This is a genomic window from Indolivaga capnocytophagoides (genome assembly GCF_036511535.1).
GTDB lineage: Bacteria > Bacteroidota > Bacteroidia > Bacteroidales > Dysgonomonadaceae > Dysgonomonas_A > Dysgonomonas_A capnocytophagoides.
Genome location: NZ_AP028867.1, coordinates 178,525 through 202,998, shown reverse-complemented (window position 1 = coordinate 202,998; position 24,474 = coordinate 178,525). Strand labels below are relative to the sequence as shown.

General features: G+C 39.4%; 16 protein-coding genes. 13 read left to right on the top strand and 3 right to left on the bottom strand.

Features of this window, described 5'->3' with window-relative positions; genetic code table 11:
* Window positions 1-16 precede the first annotated feature (16 nt).
* From AABJ51_RS01000 to AABJ51_RS00990, 3 genes are all read left to right on the top strand, one after another.
* Complete coding sequence (locus AABJ51_RS01000; protein ID WP_338374034.1) at window positions 17-2,353, top strand: ABC transporter permease; 2,337 nt, start codon at window positions 17-19, stop codon at window positions 2,351-2,353.
* A gap of 1 nt (window position 2,354) precedes the next feature.
* Window positions 2,355-4,739: an ABC transporter permease gene (locus AABJ51_RS00995; protein WP_321577232.1), complete on the top strand. Its 2,385-nt coding sequence runs from the start codon at window positions 2,355-2,357 to the stop codon at window positions 4,737-4,739.
* Between the two features lie 109 nt (window positions 4,740-4,848).
* Complete coding sequence (locus AABJ51_RS00990) at window positions 4,849-6,867, top strand: DUF2264 domain-containing protein (RefSeq protein WP_338374033.1); 2,019 nt, start codon at window positions 4,849-4,851, stop codon at window positions 6,865-6,867.
* Window positions 6,868-6,942: 75 nt separating this feature from the next.
* On the opposite strand, the gene AABJ51_RS00985 is transcribed toward AABJ51_RS00990, so the two are convergent.
* Window positions 6,943-8,280, bottom strand: a complete 1,338-nt coding sequence (locus tag AABJ51_RS00985) for a sensor histidine kinase (RefSeq protein ID WP_338374032.1) — start codon at window positions 8,278-8,280, stop codon at window positions 6,943-6,945.
* A gap of 2 nt (window positions 8,281-8,282) precedes the next feature.
* On the bottom strand, window positions 8,283-9,650 hold the full coding sequence (locus AABJ51_RS00980) for a sigma-54-dependent transcriptional regulator (RefSeq protein WP_338374031.1): 1,368 nt from the start codon (window positions 9,648-9,650) through the stop codon (window positions 8,283-8,285).
* Between the two features lie 177 nt (window positions 9,651-9,827).
* On the opposite strand from AABJ51_RS00980, the gene AABJ51_RS00975 reads away from it, so the two are divergent.
* Window positions 9,828-10,712 carry a D-isomer specific 2-hydroxyacid dehydrogenase family protein gene (locus tag AABJ51_RS00975; RefSeq protein ID WP_338374029.1) on the top strand — a complete coding sequence of 295 codons (885 nt, stop codon included), beginning with the start codon at window positions 9,828-9,830 and terminating at the stop codon, window positions 10,710-10,712.
* Here the strand turns inward: AABJ51_RS00975 and AABJ51_RS00970 are convergent.
* Window positions 10,695-11,483: an aspartate dehydrogenase domain-containing protein gene (locus AABJ51_RS00970; protein ID WP_338374028.1), complete on the bottom strand. Its 789-nt coding sequence runs from the start codon at window positions 11,481-11,483 to the stop codon at window positions 10,695-10,697. The two genes, AABJ51_RS00975 and AABJ51_RS00970, sit on opposite strands and share 18 nt — an antisense overlap.
* A 1,049-nt stretch (window positions 11,484-12,532) precedes the next feature.
* Here AABJ51_RS00970 and AABJ51_RS00965 point away from each other — a divergent pair.
* From AABJ51_RS00965 to AABJ51_RS00925, 9 genes are all read left to right on the top strand, one after another.
* The gene (locus AABJ51_RS00965; protein WP_338374026.1) at window positions 12,533-13,339 is read left to right on the top strand and encodes a hypothetical protein; all 807 of its coding nucleotides are present in this window, start codon (window positions 12,533-12,535) and stop codon (window positions 13,337-13,339) included.
* Between the two features lie 21 nt (window positions 13,340-13,360).
* Window positions 13,361-14,029 (top strand): phage tail-like protein, encoded by a 669-nt coding sequence (locus AABJ51_RS00960; RefSeq protein ID WP_338374025.1) that lies wholly within the window; start codon window positions 13,361-13,363, stop codon window positions 14,027-14,029.
* 13 nt (window positions 14,030-14,042) lie between these two features.
* Window positions 14,043-14,480 carry a hypothetical protein gene (locus AABJ51_RS00955; RefSeq protein WP_338374023.1) on the top strand — a complete coding sequence of 146 codons (438 nt, stop codon included), beginning with the start codon at window positions 14,043-14,045 and terminating at the stop codon, window positions 14,478-14,480.
* Entirely contained in the window at window positions 14,477-15,001 is a 525-nt protein-coding gene (locus tag AABJ51_RS00950; RefSeq protein WP_338374022.1) for a hypothetical protein, read from the top strand. The genes AABJ51_RS00955 and AABJ51_RS00950 overlap by 4 nt, the downstream gene beginning before the upstream one ends.
* Window positions 15,002-15,006: 5 nt before the next feature.
* A complete protein-coding gene (locus tag AABJ51_RS00945) occupies window positions 15,007-17,919 on the top strand; it encodes an immunoglobulin domain-containing protein (protein WP_338374020.1) in 2,913 nt (970 codons plus the stop codon).
* Window positions 17,920-18,144: 225 nt separating this feature from the next.
* A complete protein-coding gene (locus tag AABJ51_RS00940) occupies window positions 18,145-18,462 on the top strand; it encodes a hypothetical protein (protein ID WP_157279440.1) in 318 nt (105 codons plus the stop codon).
* Window positions 18,463-18,588: 126 nt separating this feature from the next.
* Window positions 18,589-21,708, top strand: coding sequence for an efflux RND transporter permease subunit (locus AABJ51_RS00935; protein ID WP_338374018.1), 3,120 nt, complete (start codon window positions 18,589-18,591; stop codon window positions 21,706-21,708).
* A 1-nt stretch (window position 21,709) separates the two neighbouring features.
* Window positions 21,710-22,975: a TolC family protein gene (locus tag AABJ51_RS00930; RefSeq protein ID WP_338374017.1), complete on the top strand. Its 1,266-nt coding sequence runs from the start codon at window positions 21,710-21,712 to the stop codon at window positions 22,973-22,975.
* Entirely contained in the window at window positions 22,972-24,168 is a 1,197-nt protein-coding gene (locus AABJ51_RS00925; protein WP_338374016.1) for an efflux RND transporter periplasmic adaptor subunit, read from the top strand. Before AABJ51_RS00930 ends, AABJ51_RS00925 begins: the two co-directional genes overlap by 4 nt.
* Window positions 24,169-24,474 lie beyond the last annotated feature (306 nt).

Here is a 24,474-nt window from a genome sequence, read left to right as displayed (position 1 = left end):
AAAAAAACATCTGCATATGAAGCCTTTAAGCATAAAGTCCTATATAAAATTCTTATCACGAAACAAACTCTATAGTACAGTATCGATACTTGGTTTTGCAATATCACTGATGTTTGTGTTTCTGCTCTCTACTTATGTAATTCAGGAGCTCTCTGTCGATACTTTCCATAAGAACAAAGACCGTATTTTTCTTTTGGGACATGGACCGGAAAATGCTAATTATGCAAATCCTGTAGCTGATTTTGTGAAAGATAGATGTCCCGAAGTAGAAACATATACCAGGATAGTATCACGTGAGGTATTTATAAAAGACAAGAATGACAAGCAAAGGATCAAAGCACTTTTTGCAGATAAGGATTTCTTCAAAATGTTCTCTTTTAAACTGATACAGGGAAGCCCTTCAACAGTATTACAAACCGAAAGGACTGTTGTAATCACTCCTTCTCTGGCAAAAAGGATGTTTGACAATGCTGATCCGATCGGTAAATATATCTATCTGAACGACAGTATTCCTTTAGAAGTAACCGGAATCATGGAAAAATTCCCCTCAAACACTCAATTTCCGGACAATGAAATGGTAGTTAACTATCACATGATTAAAGAATATTGGGGTAAAGATGTTATGGAGAATTGGGGAAATAGTTCTTTCTGTGTTTACTTTCTCGAGAAAGAAGGTACAAATCTCTCGGCTAAAGCACCTATGATACTAGATCTTTTCAAAAAAGATTACTGGTTATTCAAACAAAATTTCTGCTCAAGTGTCGAATTTATCCCATTAACAGATATCTATTTTAGCGGTATAGGTGCAGGAGCTGCGGGAATAAGGGGAAATAGTAAAACTGTTGTTTCCGTATATTTTGCAATAACCATACTCATATTATTGGTTGCCATACTAAACTATATCAATCTATCTGTTTCACAAGCGTCCAAAAGAGGAAAAGAGGCGGCATTAAAAAAGCTGTTAGGCTGCTCTCAAGCGGATATTATCAGGCAATTTGTCTTCGAGTCTATTGTTATGACATTTATTGCATTCGTCATCGGACTATTCTTTGCATTTGTCGCTGAACCCTTCTTTGATGAAGTCTTGAATACTAAATTAAACCTTACAGCTCAATTTACCGTTGCATACATTGTCATATTGATAATAGGAATTATTCTAATAGGAACTATCTCCGGAATTATTCCAGCTATAACTATTGCCCGATTCGACCCGATAGAAGTAGTTAAAGGAATGTATTCTCATAAAATAAAGACAGTATATTCTAAAGTACTCATCACTTTTCAGTATACGGTAGCGTTTACGTTATTGGTTTGCTGTCTTTTTATACTAAAACAGACTTATTTTATGATGAATTACGATATGGGCTTCAATCATTCCTCAATATTCATTATGGATAATATTGTTTTGGATAAACAAATTCCCGCTCTAAAAAACAAGCTACTATCTGTACCGGGTGTGGATGCTGTATCTTTTTCAGCAGGAACACCATTAGACGCAGGCAATAACTGGTCGTTTGAAAAAGATGGAGAATCTCATAGTTTTCAAGTATTCAGTATAGACAGTAGTTTCTTCGATGTATATAATATACATGTAGAATATAATGGCTTCTCGGCTCCTGATAGCACATATATCCTTATCAACAAAATAGGTTTTGGAAAGATACGTCCAGATAAGAAAACAATGAGATTAACCGGTATTTTTGATAATGATTTACAGCTATGCGGTATAATTGACAACTTTAACTTCAAGCCGTTACACTCTGAAGTAGGACCTATGCTATTTTGTAAACTAGGAAATAAATATATGGGAAATGCATGGACTATCAGTGCTAAAATTAATAAATCCGAGAATCCAGGAAAAGTAGCTGATAATCTAAAAAAAGCATATACAGAATTTACCGGAAATAACGGATTCGAATCCCGATTTGCAGACTCTATGTTAAATCAGTGGTATGAAAAGGAACAAAAGACGTCTAAATTATTAGTTGCCTTTACCATACTTACTATTATCATTTTAGTAATGGGAATACTAGCTATGTCTTTATACTATGTACAACAGAAAGAAAAAGAAATAGGCGTACGGAAAGTAAACGGAGCAACCGAATTGAGTATTATAAAAATGCTGAACATGGACTTTATAAAGTGGATTGTTCTGGCTTTTATTATAGCTGTTCCCCTCTCCTATTATATTATGCAGAAATGGCTCGAAAACTATGCTTATAAAACAGATCTCAGCTGGTGGATATTTGTTTTTTCTGGATTATTTATTCTAGCTATATCAGCCATATCCATCACAATGCAAAGCTGGAAGGCTGCAACGGCAAACCCTATAAAAACTTTGAAAAACGAGTAATATGGTAAACTGGAGTGTTATACAACGGCGGATACTGAGAAACAAGGGACTACGTCTCGTCAATTTGATGGGTATCTCTCTCATCTTCGGATGTATGGTGCTATCATACATATACATCAAAAGAGAAACCAGTTTCGATAGATTTAATAAAGATGCAGACCGAATAGCCCGATTGAGCGTACAGATTAATGACGAAGCCATAGACGGGCGTATTATCCGCGATTCGTATGACGAGATACTACGTCAGTCTGCCGAAGTAGAAGATATAGTTAAACTGGTAAATGTCAATGCCGGAGTACTTATTTACAACGAGAAATCTGTTATCATTAATAATTTTATATTCGCCAGTCCTAATTTCTTAAAAGTATTTAGCTACCCGTTGCTAGAAGGAGAAAGAAACACCGTCTTGTCTGAACCGGGAAGTGTAATAATCAGCGAAAAATTAGCCAAACAAATCGGATCTGTATCCGACGTTATAGGCAAAAGTATCGAAATTGAGAGCCGGCGGACAAATTCAAATAAGTACACTATAAAAGGGATATTTAAAGACTTTCCTTTCAATTCTCATTTACAGACCGACCTTATTATACATAAAGATGAGAAGAATGAGATCGATTGGAACTATACATATCTTTTATTAAGAAAAAACACGGAGGTAAATACCCTACAAAACACGCTGAATGAACAGCTTGCAAAACTCAACAAAGATAAGAAATACAAAGAACAACTAATATTTACCCCTCTTACCGATATACATTTACATAGCAGGGTATTACGTGAACTTAGCACCAATGGTAATATTTATTATCTGTATATCATAGCAGGGGCTAACTTGTTTTTGTTTATCATCGTAATGTTTAATCTATGGCTCAATTCGAGTCTCATTATTTCTGCAAATAAAAGGTATTACCAATTACTCAGGCTAAATGGAGCTCCTTTTTCCGTTATATTTAAAGAAGAAACATTCATTGCATTTATGCTGTGCACGTTATCTGTAATAGTTGGCGGGATGGGGATTTATCTTATAGCTCCGCATTTGGGGTTCGATTTAAATTATCTATCCATTTCGGAATATCTTATTTGTATTTGTGTGCTATTTTTATTTGTTGTTTCGGTTTCTATTATCCCTCTTTTATCATATAAGATATCTGCATCGGGAGATCATTTTGCATCAAAAAGGAAATCATCGGCTTCGATCAGATCTTTATTTACAATACAATTTGCATTAGTTATTTTTGCCTTGGTATGGGGAATCACCATCAACCGGCAAATGTCTGTAATCCGTCAGCAACAAGTAACACCAGATACCGACAAAATAATAACTCTGAAAGAACAACCGGAATTGGTTCAATCCCGCTATGAACTACTCAGATCAGAACTGCTAAAACATTCCGAAATAGAAGCAGTAACTGCATCTATGCAACTTCCCGGATCGGCTGTAAGAGATGCAATAAGTGTAAAAACGGATTCTCTTGCTGACGATGTAAACATCCCTGTGCTTATTGTAGGTGAAGGATTCTTTCCATTTTTCGGTATTCCTCTGGCAGAAGGAACATTATATCCACCTAATAAATACAATTATATTGAACAACAGAAAATGCTGTTCGATATGTTCGACGGAAAGGAATACGATAAAACAATTACCGAAAACTATATAATAAATAAAGAAGCTATTACTGCACTAGGCTTTAAATCAGCGGAAGATGCCATCGGAAAAAGTCTGACCATGCAACATGGTTCCATTAATTATATCGACCACGGAACGATCTGCGGAGTTATAGATCATTTCAACTACACCACCAGTTTCGAAACCCCGTCTCCTCTTATAATCATACAGAGAGCATTTTTCTTAAACAGTATCATGATACGGACAGAAGAACATGATCCGGAAAAAGGTTTACAGGTTCTCCAATCTGTATGGAAAGAAATTATCCCCGAATATCCTCTTGCTTACAATTACTTAGATGATCTTTATAAAGATGTTTACAGAAACGAACTGAATGGAGAGGTTATTATATATATCTTCACTGCTTTGTGTTTACTGATTGCAAACCTGAGTTTGATCACATTTGTTGCATTCATTATCAAACAGAGGAAAAAAGAAATAAGCATCCGAAAAATCAATGGGGCCACTGCCTTTGATATTATAAAAATGATCAACCTCGATTTTGTGAAATATATAGTATTTGCATTTATACTTGTTGTACCTGTATCATATTATACATTACAGATGTGGCTGAAAAATTTTGCATACCAAACCTCCGTTAACGGATGGATATTTGTCGCTGCAGGAGCAACAGTGATGATTATATCCATATCATCAATCACTATTCAATCCTTAAAAGCCGCCAACAGCAATCCGATGAAGTCTTTAAAAAGTGAATAGTTGGGCTTTTGACTTAATATTAGACCTTATTTAGCTATTTGTCCCCCTATGATAAGGGGGCATTAGCTATTTTTGTTTCATGTTATACTTTTTCAAAATCTAACCAAACATGAACAAAAAGCTATTAAGAATCTTTTTTGTGTTTGCTTGTATCGCATTGCCGATACTACAATTACATGCAACTTCGGATAAAGGAAACACATTTACTATAGATCAACCGGATCTTAAACAAAGCCCCTATACGGGAATGACCAGAAAACACTGGATAGACGCAGGTCGTTATTTACTGAATGGAGCATTTAGCTATGTTCATTCGTTAGATGATCCTATGATCTTTCCGAAACAGCCCGGTGTCAGTTATCCCCGCAGAGAAGATCAGGTTCCCACCGAAAAGCTAGAAGGGTTGTGCCGTACATTATTTATAGCGGCTCCTCTACTTAAAGAAAACCCTGAACTGGAATTGAACGGAATCAAAGTCGGAGATTATTATCGCTATCAGCTTCTGAAATTAATAGATCCGAAAAGCGACACATATATAAAACACCGTGCGCCGAATGGCGGGCCTCATCAGAATCTGGTCGAATTCGGAGCTTTATCGATATCCTTGTTCACAATCCCCGATATCCTATGGAATCCATTGACAAAAGAACAAAAAGATGAATTGGCTGCAACCATGCTAAGTTATGGAGACGGGCCTACGGTTCCTTCGAACTGGAAATTCTTCAACATCTTTGTTCTGAGTTTCTTTAAAGCTCAAGGTTATACAGTCAACGAAAAACTATTGGTTGAATACCTTGATAAGTCCCTTGAACATTACCGCGGAGACGGATGGTACAACGATAATCCGGCATTCGACTATTACAGCATGTGGGCATTCCAGATGTATGGTCCTGTATGGTCTCATGTTTTCGGAGAGAAGTATTATCCTGAATATGCAAAAAAATTCGAAGCAAACTTCAGGGATATGGCAAGCAATTATCCATATATGTTTAATGAAGACGGCAAGATGATTATGTGGGGACGAAGCATTGCTTATCGCTTTGGATCGATAGTACCTTTTCCTTTAACAGGATTCCTTAATGATCCGAATATCAATTGCGGATGGCTGCGAAGGATTGCATCAAGCACATTACTTCAATTTCTGCAACATCCCGATTTTTTGAAGGACAATGTACCTACTCTCGGGTTTTACGGAGCCTTCGAACCCGCAGTACAAGGATATAGCTGTAGAGGCAGTGCTTACTGGTGCGGCAAGGCTTTTCTTGGCTTGCTGCTTCCTGCAGATAATATTTTCTGGACAGCAACGGAAGATAAAGGTCCATGGGGAATCGAACTCTCGAAAGGTAATGTGTATAATAAGTTTCAATCCGGATCTGATATTCTTATAACCGACTACCCGAATAGCGGAGCTTCCGAAATACGGGCATGGTGTAACGTTCCTTATATCCCGGCTTGGGAAAAATTCAGGGCAAGCGAAAATTACAATAAGTTAGCCTATAACAGCGAATTTCCATGGATGGCAGACAGTTTAGCTAATGGTGTATCGATGAATTATGCGACCAAAAACAAAGATAATGTCTGGGAAGTCCTGAGAATGTATACATTCTCGAAATATGACAATGGTATCTACTACCGTAATGCTGTTCTGGAAACCAATCAGGATATAAAATATCATCTGGCAGATATTCCTCTTCACAACGGTATTCTGCGAGTAGATAAAATAAGCAGTCCCGTATCCACGGATATTCGTCTGGGACATTATTCCCTTCCTCAATTGGAGAACCCAATAAAAGAGCAAATCTTTGATATTAATGGAAATAAAGCATATATAATCAATAATGAGAAATACAGTCAGGCTATGATTTCATTGTCAGGCTGGTCTGATCTCGAATTTATAAAAGGGGAAGGTGTTCATCCCGAAAGCGACTACTGTACTGTAATTAACAGCACAGACAGACTACCGCAAGGGGATAAAATTTACATTACATTACAGCTCTGGAAAAAGGGAAATAAAGATTTCACGAAAGAAGAGCTATCTCCAGTAAAAGAATTTAAAATAAGTACAGACAAAAAGACCGTAATCATTATTTTGAACGACGGATCAATCAAAGAAATAAATTTTCAATAACCTACCTTCAGTAAAAAAGGGGATATTCAATCTTTTACGATTGAACTCCCCTTTTTTCATATATCTGTTGATCGCTTAATTCGGAAACACTAGAGTAAAGGTCGTATATCCTTCGGGAGAAAGCGAATGGATCAGTTTCCCTCCATGCAAACGCATTATATAGCGCGATATACTAAGGCCAATTCCTGAACCGGATTCTTTGGTTGTAAAGAATGGAATAAATATACTTGATAACTCTTCCTTAGGTATCGGTTTTCCTGTATTACTGATATCTATATAGGTAAATTTGTTCTGTACGCTGTATTTAATAAATATTTTTCCATTCTCAGAAGGATCGATAGCCTGTATAGCATTCTTTATAATATTCACAACAACCTGTGTTATTAGATTTTCATCACCGCTAATGATACTGTTCTCGTCTTTTGCTATAATTTGTACTTCAATATTTCTATCCTCCATCAAGTGCTCGTGTAAATGCACTAGTTTGTTGATAAGCGGGCGCAATTCGAAAGTTTTGATAACAGGCTGAGGTACACCTGTAAAACGGCGATAAGATTCCACGAAAGCCAATAAACCCTTAGCGGTAATATGTATCGTATCGAAGGCTTCCACCGTATTATTCTTCATTGAAGAATCCATTGTATCCAAATCTTTATCATTCAACAAAGTAAGCATAGTTTCACTTAAAGAAGTAATAGGTGCAATCGAATTCATTATCTCATGAGTCATTACCCGGATCAAACGAATCCACGACTCCATTTCCTTAGCTTCCAACTCATTACCTATATTATTAAGAGTTATTACTTTGATCAGGTCGTCATTTACTTTTATCTGTGACACCTGCAAGCTTACCAGCACTTCTTCCCGTTCGTTTATTACCGATATCTGCCCTTTTTCACCTGCTTTAATATTGTGAAATAACAATGGATAATCTTCGTTTATAGAACTAAGCTGGTTAAGATGTGTAAAAACAGGCAACCCCAACAATTGAAGAGCCGAATGATTGACAGTCCTCACATTGCCTCTTTCGGTTACAATAACAATACCTGTAGATACATTTTCGATAATGAGGCTGAGGAATTTTTCATTCTGAATAACTTCTTTCCTTGCATTGGTGAGTATATCCTTAATACGATTCATCATTGTATTAAGATCTCTTTCCCGAGCCGACATTTTAGATTCAGTAAAATGAAAAGAGTAATCTCCATTATCCAACGCATTAAGCAGGAACAAAATATTCTGATTAAATTTTTTATAATGGAAAGTCAGTAGATATAAACTGGCAAATACCCCTAGAGCCGGAATAAGGCTGTAGACGTATTGCTCTTTGATGATACACAAAGTCAGTAATGACGCAGACAGTATCAGCAGTATGATAAAGAGTACAAGCCTGTAATGGATAGATTTAAACATAGTTACAGTCCGTATTTTTTAATCTTACTATACAAAGTAGGGCGTGTTATACCCAATTCAGAAGCTACAGCAGACATATTTCCACCATTCCGTTTCAAAGAAGAACTAATAAGCAACTGTTCAGCCTCATCAAGACTCATATTTTCTATTCCGGCAGTTTTACCTCCGCTATGGTCTTTCATATAAAAGTCTGATGACTGCAATTCGTTCCCATCTGCAAGGATCACAGCTTTTTCTATCGCATGCTGCAATTCCCTTATATTTCCGGGCCACGAATAATCTTCCAGTTTACGAATCGTATCTTTTGATAATGTCAATGAGCTTTTCCCGTATTTGGATGCATATTTTTTCAGAAAGAAATCAGCAAGCAAGGCAATATCCTCTTTACGATCCCTCAACGGTGGAATTTCTATCTGAATGGTATTGATACGATATAACAGGTCTTCGCGGAACACACCGCTCTGAACCGATTCATGCAGGTTACTGTTGGTTGCACAAATCAGACGTATATTAACAGGAACAGGATCATTGCTCCCCACCCTGATTACATGTCGAGACTGCAAAGCCACCAAAAGCTTTGCCTGTAAAGGATAACTCAGGTTTCCGATTTCATCCAAGAATAAAGTTCCGTTATCTGCTGCCTCGAATTTTCCGGCACGATCAGCCTTGGCATCGGTAAATGCACCTTTGACATGCCCGAATAACTCACTTTCGAAAAGAGATTCGGTCACAGCTCCCATATCCACACAAACCAAAGGTTCTTCCTTTCGGGAAGAAAAACGGTGAATCTCACGTGCTACAACCTCTTTTCCAGTTCCGTTTTCACCAGTAATCAAGATATTTGCATCTGTTTTGGCTACTTTTTGCACTAATTGCAAAAGCTCTCTCATTGCGGATGATTTTCCCCAGCAGAGATTTTCTTCTTTATTTAACTCACGGCTCAGAACTCCTTGTTTTTCTTTCAGCCGTTTTACTTCTTTCTGCGATTTGCGTAAAGTGTAGGCAGCCTGTAAGGTAGCTATCAGTTTTGCATTATCCCAGGGCTTCACTACAAAGTCGCTTGCTCCTTCTTTCAAAGCCTTCACAGCCAGATCTATATCTGCATAAGCAGTAAATAAGACAACAGGAATATCCTTGTCGAATTTCTTGACTTCGCTCAGCCAGTACAAACCCTCATTACCGGAATTGATACCTGCCGAAAAATTCATATCCAGCAATACAATATCGGGTTTAGAATCTCTCAGACTAGCTAACAATTGATTAGGAGTTGTTAACAAGGTAACTTTTGCAAAATAACTTTCGAGTAAAATTCTTAATGCACTCAACACGTTTCTATTGTCATCAACTACCAGAATATGCCCTGACTTCATAAAATAAAGAATATTAGAAAAAGTTTCATTTGGCTATAAAAATACAGAATAATAATGTAATATGAGTTGTTTATCACACACTATATTAACAAAAGCTCACTATCCGACACCGATTTTGAGAACACAAAGCATTTTATTAACTTTAAGATTTCATCTCTTATAAAATCAGATACTCTCATGTTTCAAAAACTAGTTGCAATAGAGCCTGTCAGCTTGATACCTTCGGCCGAACAAGCATTAAACAAATATGCCAAAGAAGTAATTCTGTTTCAGGATATTCCTTCAGATGACAACGAGATTGCCCAACGCATAGGAAATGCAGATGCCGTACTGCTCAGTTATACCTCACAAATCACCCGATCGGCTCTCGAACAATGTCCCAATGTTAAATACATAGGCATGTGCTGCTCACTGTATTCTCCGGAAAGTGCTAATGTAGACATCAATTATGCCCAAACACGGGGAATAACCGTAACCGGTATAAGGGACTATGGCGATGAAGGAGTAGTTGAATACGCTATCAGCGAACTGGTTCGTTGCCTTCATGGATTCGGTCAATCCCCATGGGATAATATGCCCCGCGAAATAACCGGACTGAAAGCAGGTATTATCGGATTAGGAAAATCGGGCGGAATGATAGCCGATGCCCTGAAATTTTTCGGTGCAGATGTTTCTTATTTTGCAAGGAGTGAAAAGTCAGAAGCTAAAGAAAAAGGATACCGATTCTTACCATTGAAAAACCTTCTTGCCGAAAATGAAGTGGTATTCTGCTGCCTCAATAAGAATACGGTGTTGCTTCATGAGGAAGAATTCAAACATCTGGGCAATAAAAAGATACTATTCAATACGGGATTATCTCCGGCTTGGGATGAACAGCCTTTCCTTCGGTGGCTCGATGGAAATAACCTCTGTTTCTGCGATACAGTAGGGGCTTTGGGAGGTAATCATCTTCTCTCCCACCCTCATGTTCGTTGTATGCAAGTATCTACTGGCCGTACCCGTCAGGCGTTTGACCGCCTGAGCGAAAAGGTACTAGCCAATTTATCAGAATACAATGGGTGAAACAATATTGATGAGCGTACTGACAACCGACCATCCTGCGATTTCGGGTGTAGCACTGTAAACATCAACTACAGCATGCACCTGATCGTTCTTGATCTCTACCCGTTGGGTATCTCCCTCGAACCCCGGAGTAGTTTGCATCGAAACCTGCATATTATCAGGTCCTACCGATGCCAGCGATGCGGCAACAGATACATTAAGTCCGGTAGGAAATATTTTGATGGCCTCGGTGGCCGTTCCCGAAAAGACAATTCGCTTTTCGTTTTCGAGTGAAGGGTCATAAACAGAAGCCCGCCTTATTGCACCCGGATTCTTCTCATTGAAAAACCGGGCTGATGCATTTCCCATGAGAGTAGCAGTTCGTAAGACATCAAATCCTCCCGTTGCTCCTGATGCGATATAGATGCGTGTACCATTGGCTTTTCCTGCATTTATCACTTTCTGATATAAATCGGCATCAGCCAAAGCCCCAATAGATAACGTCACGATAGATGTTCCATTCTCAAGAGCAGGTAATGCCAACTCTTTCATTGCTGCAGGGGATGCCGTTTCCACAAGATAATCGGGTTTTAAGGCCAATAATTCAGAAAGAGAAGAGCAACCATAACACGACTTTCCGTGCTGTTCCATTTTATCTACAATCAGTTTCGTTTTAGACTCTGTCCGTGAATATACCCCTATCAATTCATATTCCGGTAATAAACCATTCAATAGCGCATCGACTACAATATGAGCTAGCCGACCGCATCCCACAATTACTAATTTTTTCATAATAACCAAAGATAGTTCTTTTTATATACATTTACCTCATAGGATGGCTTTGGATAGAAAGTCTTGCATTCACTCAAAATATTACTAAAAGGTTTAGTACCTACCGGAGAAATGCCCTAAAAAAAATTAACACATATTGCTTTGTTGAAAATAATTTCTATATTTGTCGCTATTAGTAAATATTTTAGACTCAAACATGGGATTTTATACAACATATAGGAATATCCAAACCAAACCATTTTTTAACAATTTAGGTTTGTTCATGTCGTGTGAAATATTAGAGAGAGAGCCACACACAGGCGCGCACTACACTCGAAATAGATAATCATTTTTTTTCAGAAACAAAAATTCTATTGTGTCAAAATGACGGAGTAAAATTTCTTGTATCTGTACTTATCATACTTTATACCAATTTATATAAAAGTGGGCTTGACCGGCAATTCCCGATTAAGTTATTTGTTACATGTTGTCGTTCAAAAACTTCATCCGGTAAAAAAATGCTTGTGCTCCAGCCATACAATCAGGCAGCAGGGTGTAGAGATTGCACTTTGCTGCTTACTTCAAATTCTTCAGAGAACAACAAGACGATATATAAACAACAACAATCAATTCAGAATGACAATGGAATTAAACTATTCACCTTTCGGACATAGGAATCTACACATGAGACCTAATGCCTCTGGCAGAGAAAACTGCCCGATATTTTATTCGACCTGGGGTCTGTCAATAATAAACATCTGTTTATAAGGCAGGACGGAGATGAGTTGAAAACCTTTGTCTCCAACCGGTTACCCGCAACATACTCATTTTATGTTCAACAGAATAAAGAATAATCTTTCTGCTGACGGCTGTCCGGTACCAGACAACAGGCTTTCATAAGACCTTCCCTAAAAATATATGTACGAGATGTAATACGGACTCAGAACTCTGATCCATTTTACACCATTGAATCTGTACGCATATCTTCCATTTAGAAGATATACAGACAGAGGGAGTGTAGACTGTCCGTACATTTTTCCCTAAGACCAGTAAAATATCAAAACAAAGACATGGAACTATCCGCTTCATATACTATCGCCGGTATCCTGAATACCCCGATAAAGGCGTGTATACAGGGAAACCAAACCCTGTACAAGCGGGTATATGCAGAAAGGAAAGATACTGTCGGATACATCTCTAAATACATTATACTGAATTACCAAAAGCAGGACTATATAAAAAAAGGATGCGCGAGTTATTTTAACTCTATCCATTTGGTTTGTTCACTATTTTTCTCATTCATCCTGAGATTAGTAGGCCTGCTGATTTGCGCAGCAAGGTGCAGGGATTGCACTTTGCTGCTTCTTCAAAAACAACAGCAACAACATAAAACAACAATCCAGAGGTATACGACCTCTGCAATCAACTCAATTATGATTACAAGAACAAAAAAACGTGACCTGCACAAAAAAGAGCCATCAGTATCTTTTTTTCATAGCTATTTTATATTTTTTACAATCTGCATATTATGCAGTTCTATCTCCAATGCACAGACCAAGCCCAGACCCAATCCGGTTCTGGTAAAAAACAAATCGGTAAGTACTATCGTATCTGCTTTTTTTAAATATACAAAAGGGGGTTCCCCCAATTCTGGCAAGTCCGATCAGGCGGGCATAATGTTCTTTGTTTGTTTTCCGTATGCCTCATCAATCAATAAGATGAAAAGCCAGTTAGCTTTTGCAGCAAAGTGCAGGGATTGCACCTTGCTGCTTTTTCCTATACACAATAAAGTACTCATACTAAACGAGCTGCTTGTAAGAAAAGCGATAAAAATAAAACCGATAAAACTCAATAAATCCAGAATAAATAAAAAATAATTTATATAACTAAAAATGACAATGAAAAAGATCTTTATCATCACATTCGGAATATTATTCCATGTCCTGACAACCAATGCACAGGTAGGTATTAATACCACAGACCCTAAGGCCAGTCTCGATATACAAGCACAAAATCTTGACGGCACAACTGCCGAAGGACTTATCGTCCCCCGTTTGACACTTGCTCAACTAAAGGGTAAAGACCCAAAATACGGGGCAGACCAAACCGGAGCCCTAGTATATGTAACCGACGCCACAGGAGGTACAACCACTAAAACGGCACGTGTTACAGATATCGGATACTACAGTTTCAACGGAACTATCTGGATAGGAATGACTCCCGACCAAAGCCTGCGTTTCTTTTACATGCCGTCAATAGTACTGCCGCTGAGTACCACGGATCCGGCTCATCAGAACGGAATTTTCACCATAGACCTGCATGCCGAACATGCTAAACAGTTCGGTCTCTCCGACAATACATCAAGTAAGGCCAGTGCAGCAATAGCTGATGCCAGAATAACACCATTGCCGACCTCGTCGTTTTATTATCTGGTAACCTATTACGATAATACGGTATTTACGGATGTAACAGTCGGAACCGACGGGAAACTCAAATATAAACTCATAAATGACGGTGCCAATATTTCGGACAAGACATTTATGAATATCATTTTCAAACTAAAATAAGGACAGATTTCTAATGACTAAATATGTATACATAATGTTCTTCAGTATATATGTTCTGAGCGGATATTCACAGAACACAAAAAACGGAACAAGAAACGGGATTTATACTTTCAGGGAAGCAACCGTAACCTTTTACGGGAATCCGGACAAGACTATAAAGATAGATCCCGAAACATTACTAAATGAAGAGATATATTACACGAATATATTAAAATCGGCATACATATCCGGAGGCAAGCTCAAAAGATGTGTACTAGCAAACGATGTCGAATACAAGGTATCAGACAGTATACTTCTGAAGCCTGCACACAAAAGCACAAGCGCAGAAGAGCATATCAGGCAGATGAATGCATACACACTGTCGATAGAAAACCACAATGCAGTGTTCACATCCAGATACAATGAGGATACCGAACTCACCATGGTGCTTACTAAATTCAACAACAGATGAGAAAATCATATAAACAGTTTTTTACCATATTAGCTTTTGTTCTGTGCGTGCTAAATGCAAATGCTCAGCCGCCAGCCTCGACCTACGATAATGCAGGTGCAGAATACAAGTTCGAAAGCGGTACTTTTACCATCTACAGGTATGGAACAAAGAGCCAGCTGGACAAGATAAACATTGACCTCGACAAGGTAGAACCTTATGACGTCTTTTACGAATGTATTTTCAAAGAAGCATATATAGCCCATGGCAAAATAATGCGATGCAGCCTGCCCCGCGGATATATATACTCAATAGATGAAGACCTGTCGATGACACCAGAAGAAAAAACGCTTGAACGGCTGGAAATAGAAAACGAACCCGGAGAAGAAGCTCCCGTGATACAGCACCCAAAATATATACCCCTGTACAAACTCTCGAGAAACGCAAACAAAGCATCCGTTGAAGTGATATGGCATTACGGGGACTCTCGCTACGGTGTACCCCTCACAGGGATATTAACTCTTACCCTCACTAAAAAATAAAACAGATGAAACGATTATATACTAAATTATTCTGCACCCTGTTGCTGCTGCTGACCACTGCCATACAGGCAAATGCACAATGCGATGATGTGACACTCTCTATAGAGAGTTCCGAGCCATCGTTATGCAGTGCCAGCGGAAAAGTTGTAGCTAAGCTGGAAGGAACAGATGTAGCTTCGCTGCTCAATATACGCTATTCTCTCGATCCCGACCCTGCGGAAACCGATCCCGACAGAACAACCATAGGTTCACAAAACAGCAATATCCTTATGGACATAGCTAAAGGAAAGTACATCGTAACAATGGAAGCAGTTTGTACGACAAACGGAGGGCGTATTACACGAACATGCTCTGTTACGGTAGGAGGGAATTACCAAAAACCCCAAGCAGAATTAAATCAAAATGCTTCGCGTAGTTCCTATCCTTGTGGTACAGGGACGATTGTTCTGAATGTAAACTATGGCAGAGGAGATTATACATTTGAGATTACAGCTGCTCCTGCCGGAGTTACTCAGGGGCAGGTAACAGCCACTAAAAATTATTCCATCTATACTCTGACCGGAACAAACTATCCGGCCGGAGAATACTCGGTAAAAATATCCGACGAATGTAACTCTTTTGTTACCTGCAATTTTACAATCCGTGAAATTACAGATGTACCAAATGCGTCTACCCTATTTCACCCACTGTACCAGAATATCGACAGTAGTGATAAAATACTAGTATCTGTCCCAACCAGAAGTAACCTGACGACCAACTCTGATTGGCTTCGGCACTATGATGACGGACTGTACCAAATAGGACTTGCTCCCGAAGGTCAAACTCCTACAACTTGGTACGACTGGAATGCAGGAACCTTAACTAATGGCTTTCTATTAGCCTCCATGCCGGAATCGACCAATTACAAAGATTTCTTTACCGATAAAAAAATGTCGACACATATACGGATAAAGGATTGTAATTACAGTAAAGTTTCGTCTACTTCATTTCTGCCAAAACCCTCAATCTCATCAAGTAATGTAGCGGCACTAGCAGAATGTAACGCAAGTTACAGAAGGGTATACTGGAACAAGCAGAGTTTATTGAAATACCCGGTAACGGTAACGGTTTCAGAAAACGGGGGATCCGAAATACACCGCCATATTTATACAACTTTTCCTTCTGCATTCGAAGACATTCGTCACAATATAGACAAAGCATACACTGCCACCGTGACAGATGCCAGTGGTTATTCGACCAATTATGCGATCAACCCCTCCACCGAGGTGGCAAGCCTAACTACGAGTCCAATTCCGGCCTGCGAAAATTATCAGATATACCTGACCATGTTTCGCCCATGTTTTCCGGCAAGAATGGTTGTTACAGAAACCGCTACCAATACCGAAGTATATACAGCTCCGGTTACAGCTATTAACGTTCGAAACTACATAACTCTTGAATATGGCAAAGCATATAGCGTTACCTTATGGTATAACAACGACGCCGATAAACTAACATGGACTAGAACAGCTGTAACAAGTACTATGCCCCGATCCGTAAGTATGACGTTTACCAATACATGCAGTAGTATCAAAGACTACGGAAACATTGACATAAAGTGGAATGGAACTATCTTAGCTGGTACAACGATGGAAATTACAGATGGACCGGCAGGATATAATAAAGAGGATCAGGAAGTGTACTTCCCTAATAATAGTCTAAGTAGTGCCAGCTTTGCTAAAACAGCCCTGCCTCCGGGAACATACAAAGTAAAAGTAACTCCCCCCTGCGGTGAGCCTTTTACAGCCGAAGCCACTCATGCAGGAGGCTACAATGTAAGAGATCTGGGCTATACAGCTACTGCCTCCTGCGAGGGTATTAAAGTAACCCCATCGGGCTATGTTACCTTGGGCAGAGTAGACCAGCCGGCTATCACTAAATATAAGATAGTCAGAGGTGTCAGCGGATATCCGACAAATATAATATCCTACGGAGAATCTTTCACCTTGTCACCCGGCACATATACAATGGCTATACAGGCAAACACGACCTGCCAGCTCGAGACCTTAGAGTTTACTGTAGAATCGTCTAACATAGAACTCGATAACAGCAAAACAATGTCTTATGGATGCAACCAAGGCGATGGTGTAATAATAATTTCTGCCCGAAAAGGTGTCCCGCCCTACAAATACGAATTGTGGGACGCAGCAGGTACCACACGCCTGCTCGGACCCGAAGAAAAAGGAGCCGGAGAGCGGATGGTATTCAGATATGGACGTGCAGGGGATGTGTATCTGGTAAAAGTAAGCGACTGTACCGGAGGATTCCAACAACAGGTCTCCATACAGGAACTTACTGAAACCAATATCGCAACAGCTGCCCCACCCAATATATGTGCAGGTGAAGTAATAAATCTGACATGTACATCGCTGGGGATAGCAACTTACGAATGGATGAATCCGCAAGGCGTTGTATTCTCGACCGAGCGTAGCCCTGTTATAGCCAATGCAACACCCGAAATGAGCGGTATATACACAGTTCGTGTGACTCCCGAGTTTTGCGGGAATACCGTTACCGGAACTGTAAACATCAAGGTATACGGAGCTCCCATACTGGGTGCGGTTTCGCCAAGACAGGAGATATGTGCAGGAGCTGTTCCTGCTCCATTGAGTTGTACGATAGACCCTGCCAGTATTTTGGGAATACCTGCTTACCAATGGCAGACAAGCAGCGATGGTACTACATGGACCGACATCGAAAATGCCACACAAGAGAGATATACTCCTGCCGCACAGACTGCACTGGGTATTTATTACTACAGGCTCAAGATAACAGGATGTTCGTATACTACAAACAGCGACAGGATGGAGATAGAAGTCAGAGGCTGTTATGCCCCTGTAAACCCTCATCTGAGATCGACAGGTAAAAAGTCAAATTAAGAAAAGTTGTTTTTTTAGTGCTATACATGCAGTAGAGTATCAGGAAGCCTCAGGCGTGGGGCACCTGGTACTCTTTTTTTATCAGGTTTGCAACCTTGTTGCATATTTTTTTTCTTATTTTTGCATCAAACCTGTTAAATAAGGTCTCAGACCTGTTTATTACTTTGGCAAACAAAATGATCAAAGTCAGGTATAAACTAAAAGTATTTCATCAAATACGTTTTTATGAAAGTTCTGGTATTCATTTTCGGATTATTCATCTTATTCCTCTCGGTAGTTCCATGCTACTGCGAAGAATTAGGAACTGATCCGTGCCGGACAGAGCAGTCAATTCACCAACATGATGATCAGCAGCACAATGGTCAGGGAGATGCAGCATGCACCCCGTTTTGTCATTGTTCGAACTTTCACCACCCCAACTTTTTCGTAGACGATCACTTCTCCGATGAACTTGTATTCTCAGAAATACCTCAATACTCACTTTACTCAGAAAATGCTCCATTATCTGTAATATACGATTTTTGGCAGCCTCCGAAACTATAATCAGTTAACAGTCGGCAATGATCTATAAGCTATGATCAATTATCAATAACCTGATAATTGTCATATTGCTGTGTTGATTTCATTGCATCACTTTCTCATTATTTAATAGCTAACTGAATATCCATTATGTTTCAAAGACTAATTAAATTCTCGATAGAGAACAAATTAGTTGTAGGAGTGTGTACTCTCGCCCTTATTATATGGGGAGCATACTCACTCTCTCAACTACCATTTGACTCTACTCCCGATATTACCAATAATCAGGTACAGGTAATTACACAAGCACCATCTCTTGGCGCTCAGGAAATAGAACAATTTATAACCAACCCCATAGAGCTGGCTCTGGCTAATATACCGAAAGTTGAAGAACGACGGAGTATCAGCAGCAGCGGACTGTCTGTTATTACGCTCGTTTTTAAAGAAGATGCCGATATATACTGGGCACGGCAACAAATAAGCCAGCAGTTGAAGGAAGCCGAAGAGGTTATTCCCAAAGGAACAGGAAAAATAAACCTTGCCCCGATTTCTACAGGTTTGGGTGAAATATACCACTATACAATACGAGCCAAGGAAGGATACGAAAACAAATACACTCTAGCCGATATACGTACTATACAAGACTGGATTGTACGGAAGCAACTCTCGGGTACAGAAGGTGTTGCCGAAGTAAACGGATGGGGCGGATTTGTGAAACAATACGAAGTAGCAATAGACGCCGACCGCCTAAATGCAGCGGGGCTTACAATTGCTGAACTTTATAAATCTCTGGAGGACAACAACGAAAATACCGGAGGGAGTTACATTGAACAATACAGTAATCAGTATTTTATACGGGGAATAGGTCTTGTAACCTCTCTCGAAGATATAGAAAAAATTCCCGTAAAAACGGTCAACGGCAACCCCATACTTATCCGCGATGTAGCCAAAGTACAATATGGAACGGCTACCCGATACGGAGCGGTTACCCGTAATGGCGAAGGAGAAGTAGTTGCCGGAATAACATTGATGCTAAAAGGAGAGAACTTCCAGGAAGTAATCAAAAATGTAAAGGAACGTATTTCACAGATCGAAAAAAGTCTGCCCGAAGGAATTATTATCGAACCCTATATAGACCGAACCCAATTAGTTGACAGGGTAACACATACGATTACTAAAAACCTCATAGAAGGAGGACTGATAGTTATCTTTATACTGGTTTTGTTTTTAGGGAACTTCAGGGCAGGACTGGTTGTGGCATCAGTTATTCCTCTGTCGATGCTGTTTGCCTTCGGGATGATGCGGTTATTCGGCGTCAGTGGTAATCTCATGAGCCTAGGAGCTATCGACTTCGGGTTGATTGTCGATGGGGCTGTTATCATTGTAGAAGCAGTCTGTCATCATATACAAATCAGTAAACAGCGATATGCAGGCGGTATGCTTACCCAGAAAGAGATGGACGGCGAAGTATTCGAATCGGCATCGAAAATAAGGAACAGTGCTGCTTTTGGCGAGATTATCATTATGATTGTTTACATACCTCTCTTTACTTTAGTCGGTATCGAAGGAAAGATGTTCAAGCCGATGGCGATGACTGTATTTTTTGCGATACTCGGAGCTTTTATTCTTTCACTAACATACGTCCCAATGGCTAGTGCCTTGTTTCTGAGCAAAAAAGCAGAGCATAAACGCAATATATCGGACAGGATAATGGATAAACTTAATAACATTTATCTGCCCGTTATCACAAAAAGCCTCAACCATAGTAAAACATTAATAGTTAGTATGGTCATTCTGTTTGCTGTCAGCGTATTTATGTTCAACAGGATGGGAGGCGAATTTATCCCCAATCTGGAAGAAGGGGACTTTGCAGCAGAAGTAAGTATGGCGCAGGGAACATCGCTTTCGCAGATGATCAAAAGTACTACTCAGGCAGAAAAAATACTGAAAGATAAATTTCCCGAAGTGAAACAGATTGTGACCCGTATAGGTAGTTCAGAAATTCCGACCGACCCGATGCCTATCGAACGTGCCGATATGATGATCGCACTGATACCCAAAAAAGAATGGAAATCGGCTAAAACTAAAGACGAATTGATGGAAAAGATGGAAGAAGCGGTCAGTGTAATACCGGGACTGGGATTTGAAATGACACAGCCTATCCAGATGAGAAGCAATGAGTTGATGACAGGGATAAAACAAGATGTAGCTATTAAGATATACGGAAATGATCTGAATATACTGACATCCTCCGCCAATAAGGTTGCGAGTCTGATAAAGAATGTTGATGGAGTATCAGATCCGTTTGTCGAGAAAGTAAATGGACTACCTCAGATACAGGTTGTTTATAACCGCGATCAGTTGGCAAAATACGGTATATCGATAAAAGATGCCAATACGGTTCTCAAAACAGCTCTTGCGGGAAGCGAAGCCGGATTCGTTTACGAAGGCAGCAACCGGTTTGACCTTGTTCTGCGAATGGATAAAGATTTGAGGAATGATGTGAACTCCATCCGAAACCTGTATCTGCCCATAAATTCGGGCGGTAATATCCCATTCTCCCAAATTGCCGATATCGACTATAAAGACGCTCCCGGGCAAATCAGCCGTGAAGACGGCGAACGCCGTATCTATATCGGATTCAATGTGAGAGGAAGAGATGTCCAAAGTACCGTTCACGAAATAGAATCGCTGTTAGACAAAGAGTTCAAACTCCCTTCGGGATACTACTATACTTATGGCGGTCAGTTTAAAAATCTCGAAGAAGCCAAATCACGTTTGGGAGTTGCTGTACCTTTGGCGTTACTGCTGATCTTATTCCTTCTGTATGCGACACTCAAAAGCGTACGTGAATCACTGTTTGTATTTACCGCCATCCCGCTATCAGCTATCGGAGGAATATGGGCTTTATGGTTGAGAGACCTGCCTTTCAGTATTTCGGCAGGAGTGGGATTTATTGCCCTCTTTGGAGTAGCCGTACTCAACGGGATAGTACTTATCGGGCAATTCAACGCTTTCGAGAAAGAAGGTATAACAGATGTAAAAGAACGGATTATCAAAGGATGTATGCTGCGCCTTCGTCCGGTAATTATGACTGCTCTTGTAGCATCTCTCGGATTTCTGCCAATGGCCTTATCAACAAGCGATGGTGCGGAAGTACAACGCCCTCTGGCAACGGTTGTAATCGGCGGACTATTGACGGCTACTATTCTTACATTAGTGGTATTGCCTTCGATATATAAAACGTTTATTTCTGAAAAAAAATCATAGTATGAAACAAATTCCGAAAAAATATAAAATACTGTCATTAACCCTATTTTTGTCGGCATTAACAGGATTAATGACTGCACAAACCTCAATTAAGTCTCTGGATGAGTGTATTCAGGATGCTTTATCTAATAATCTGATGCTGAAATCGGGAAAAGTATCTATCGAAAAAGCCAAAGATATGCAAGGCACTGCCTTTAATATCGAAAAAACAGGCATATCAATCTCTCAGGATCCGACTTCGGGCGGAAGTCCCGATAACAGTATTTCGATCAGTCAGAGCTTTGAATTCCCAACTATATACGGAGCAAGGAAAAATCTGCTGAAAGCAGAAACTAATCTCGAAAAGAATAATTATGAGGTAACTAAAAACGAATTGATAAAAGAAGTGACTTCTACCTATTACACGCTGGTCTTTGCAAAAAAGAATATCAGTATACTTTTGGAGCAGGACAGTATTTACAGCAAATTTCTGTTTCTAGCCAATGCAAAATTCAAAGCGGGAGAGTCAGGACGATTGGAACAAATGAATGCTCAACGGGTTTATAATGAGAATAAAATAGAATTGCAAAAAGCTAAAAAAACATATAACAGTATTCAGTTGAGCCTTCAACGATGGCTTAATTGCGATGAATGGATAGAACCTCGGGAAGACGATTTATCAATATTAAATGGCAATCCGGTTCTAAATGAATTCAACGGGCTTAATACTCCGTACAATAAAGTACTGGAAAGCAAAAGGGAAATCAGCGAAAAAAACCTGAGTATTGCTAAGCAGGGGTTCCTTCCGAACTTTAATTTTTCTCTGAGTAATCAGATGGTGATCAAGGGATTTAATCCTTATGATGTAGATCGTTCAAGATACGACAAAGGCAATTTTATGGGCTTCGAAGTAGGCGTTAGTGTTCCTCTCTTCTTTTGGGAACAAAAATCAAAGACCAAAGCAGCCAGACGTGAAGTAGAAATAGCACGGATCGAACAGGAAGATGCCTTACTGTCTATGCAAAAGCAGTACCGCACATTTCTGAATGACTACTATAAAGCAAAAGATGCTCTCGATTATTATCGTACAGCAGGAATACAACAGGCAGACGATATTTCTCGTATTTCTCAGATTTCGTATGAAAAAGGAGAGATCAATTATATAGAATATATTCAAAACCTGAAATCGGCAGTTGAAATTCAGCTTCAATATGCTAATGCTGTAAATGATTATAATCAGGCTGTCATTTTATTAAACTACTTACAAGGAAAAACAAATTCATTATGAAAACAATCTATATATCACTATTTGCTCTGGCTTTGACTCTGTTCGTATCATGTGGACAAAAGGCTGAAGATAAAAAAGAAACATCAGTTCAAACAGAACAAGAGCAGGAGCAGGATCATGACGAAGGAGTCGAAGTTACGGAAGCTCAATTAAATACCGTTGGTATAAAACTCGGCAAAATAGAAAAGCGTGAGCTGGCAAATATCATCCGGGTAAATGGGGAAATGAATCTCGCCCCGCAAAAGAAAGCCGAAATAACTAGCCTTATCGGAGGTATTATCCGTCAGATACTAGTCAACGAGGGCAGTAATGTAAGTAAAGGGCAAACTGTTGCCTATCTGGAAAATACTGCGATAGTTGAACTTCAAAAAAATTATCTGACCAGCAAAAAAGAAGCTTTTGTAGCCGAACAGGAATATAACCGCCAGAAAGAGCTTGCCGAACAGGGAGCAGGCGTTCAGAAAGTGTTGCAGCAGGCCTCCGCCAATTACGAAATATCGAAGGCTCAACTTACAGGACTCGAAAAGCAGCTTTTACAGCTATCTATCAGTCCATCGCAAGTGTCATCCGGAAATATGGTGACCCGTATTCCCGTAAAGTCTCCGATTGCGGGCACTGTCAATAAGATAAATATAAGCACAGGCAGTTATGTCGATATACAAGCATCACTGATGAATATCAGCGACAATTCGCAAATGCACTGTGATGTAAAAGTTTTCGAGAAAGATATAAACAAAGTAAAACTGGGACAAGAAGTAGACCTCAGCTTAACCAATCAACCCGGAACATCTCTGAAAGGTGTAGTGTACGAAATCAACAAATCATTTGAAGACGATACAAAAGCGATAAAAGTTCATCTCGAAATTAAAGATCGGAACAACCTGCATCTTGTCCCGGGAATGTATGTTACAGGACTTATCAACATAGGAAAAGAAAAAACAGAAGCAGTCCCCAACGATGCAATAATTAGTAATGAAGGCAAAAAATACATACTCGTACTGCAAAATGAAGAAAACGGAACCGAAGGCAAAATATTCCATTTTAAGCAGGAAGAAGTCATTACGGGAACCAGCGAACTAGGCTATACACAGATAACTCCGGTAAAGAAAATCGAGGAAGATGCGACCATTGTCATTTCTAATGCTTTTTATATAGCATCTATGACAGCCGACCACGGAGAGCACGCCCATTAAGGTCACAGACCTTTTTATCACTTGCGTAAGCAAAATAACCGGAGTTTCTTACATGTCAAAAGTAGAAACGTGCCTTTTTTCAAAAAGAAACAAATATCAGTCTTGTTTTTTACATTTTGTTTCCTATATTTGCAAAAACGAATCATTATTCAGTATTTGAGATTATGATAAAAAAAATGCATCACCATCATCTATGTTTTTCTTCCTTTGGTAAGTGAAGACTTAGTTGTGATGCAATTTTCAGAATATAAGTTACGAGAGGCTTACCGCATGGTAAGCCTTTTTTTATGTATTACAAAACAAAAT

Bases quoted from the DNA above. Each gene is read 5' to 3' on its own strand.
- AABJ51_RS01000 (WP_338374034.1), top strand. From the start codon at position 17: ATGAAGCCTTTAAGCATAAAGTCCTATATAAAATTCTTATCACGAAAC.
- AABJ51_RS00995 (WP_321577232.1), top strand. From the start codon at position 2,355: ATGGTAAACTGGAGTGTTATACAACGGCGGATACTGAGAAACAAGGGA.
- AABJ51_RS00990 (WP_338374033.1), top strand. From the start codon at position 4,849: ATGAACAAAAAGCTATTAAGAATCTTTTTTGTGTTTGCTTGTATCGCA.
- AABJ51_RS00985 (WP_338374032.1), bottom strand. From the start codon at position 8,280: ATGTTTAAATCTATCCATTACAGGCTTGTACTCTTTATCATACTGCTG.
- AABJ51_RS00980 (WP_338374031.1), bottom strand. From the start codon at position 9,650: ATGAAGTCAGGGCATATTCTGGTAGTTGATGACAATAGAAACGTGTTG.
- AABJ51_RS00975 (WP_338374029.1), top strand. From the start codon at position 9,828: ATGTTTCAAAAACTAGTTGCAATAGAGCCTGTCAGCTTGATACCTTCG.
- AABJ51_RS00970 (WP_338374028.1), bottom strand. From the start codon at position 11,483: ATGAAAAAATTAGTAATTGTGGGATGCGGTCGGCTAGCTCATATTGTA.
- AABJ51_RS00965 (WP_338374026.1), top strand. From the start codon at position 12,533: ATGGAACTATCCGCTTCATATACTATCGCCGGTATCCTGAATACCCCG.
- AABJ51_RS00960 (WP_338374025.1), top strand. From the start codon at position 13,361: ATGAAAAAGATCTTTATCATCACATTCGGAATATTATTCCATGTCCTG.
- AABJ51_RS00955 (WP_338374023.1), top strand. From the start codon at position 14,043: ATGACTAAATATGTATACATAATGTTCTTCAGTATATATGTTCTGAGC.
- AABJ51_RS00950 (WP_338374022.1), top strand. From the start codon at position 14,477: ATGAGAAAATCATATAAACAGTTTTTTACCATATTAGCTTTTGTTCTG.
- AABJ51_RS00945 (WP_338374020.1), top strand. From the start codon at position 15,007: ATGAAACGATTATATACTAAATTATTCTGCACCCTGTTGCTGCTGCTG.
- AABJ51_RS00940 (WP_157279440.1), top strand. From the start codon at position 18,145: ATGAAAGTTCTGGTATTCATTTTCGGATTATTCATCTTATTCCTCTCG.
- AABJ51_RS00935 (WP_338374018.1), top strand. From the start codon at position 18,589: ATGTTTCAAAGACTAATTAAATTCTCGATAGAGAACAAATTAGTTGTA.
- AABJ51_RS00930 (WP_338374017.1), top strand. From the start codon at position 21,710: ATGAAACAAATTCCGAAAAAATATAAAATACTGTCATTAACCCTATTT.
- AABJ51_RS00925 (WP_338374016.1), top strand. From the start codon at position 22,972: ATGAAAACAATCTATATATCACTATTTGCTCTGGCTTTGACTCTGTTC.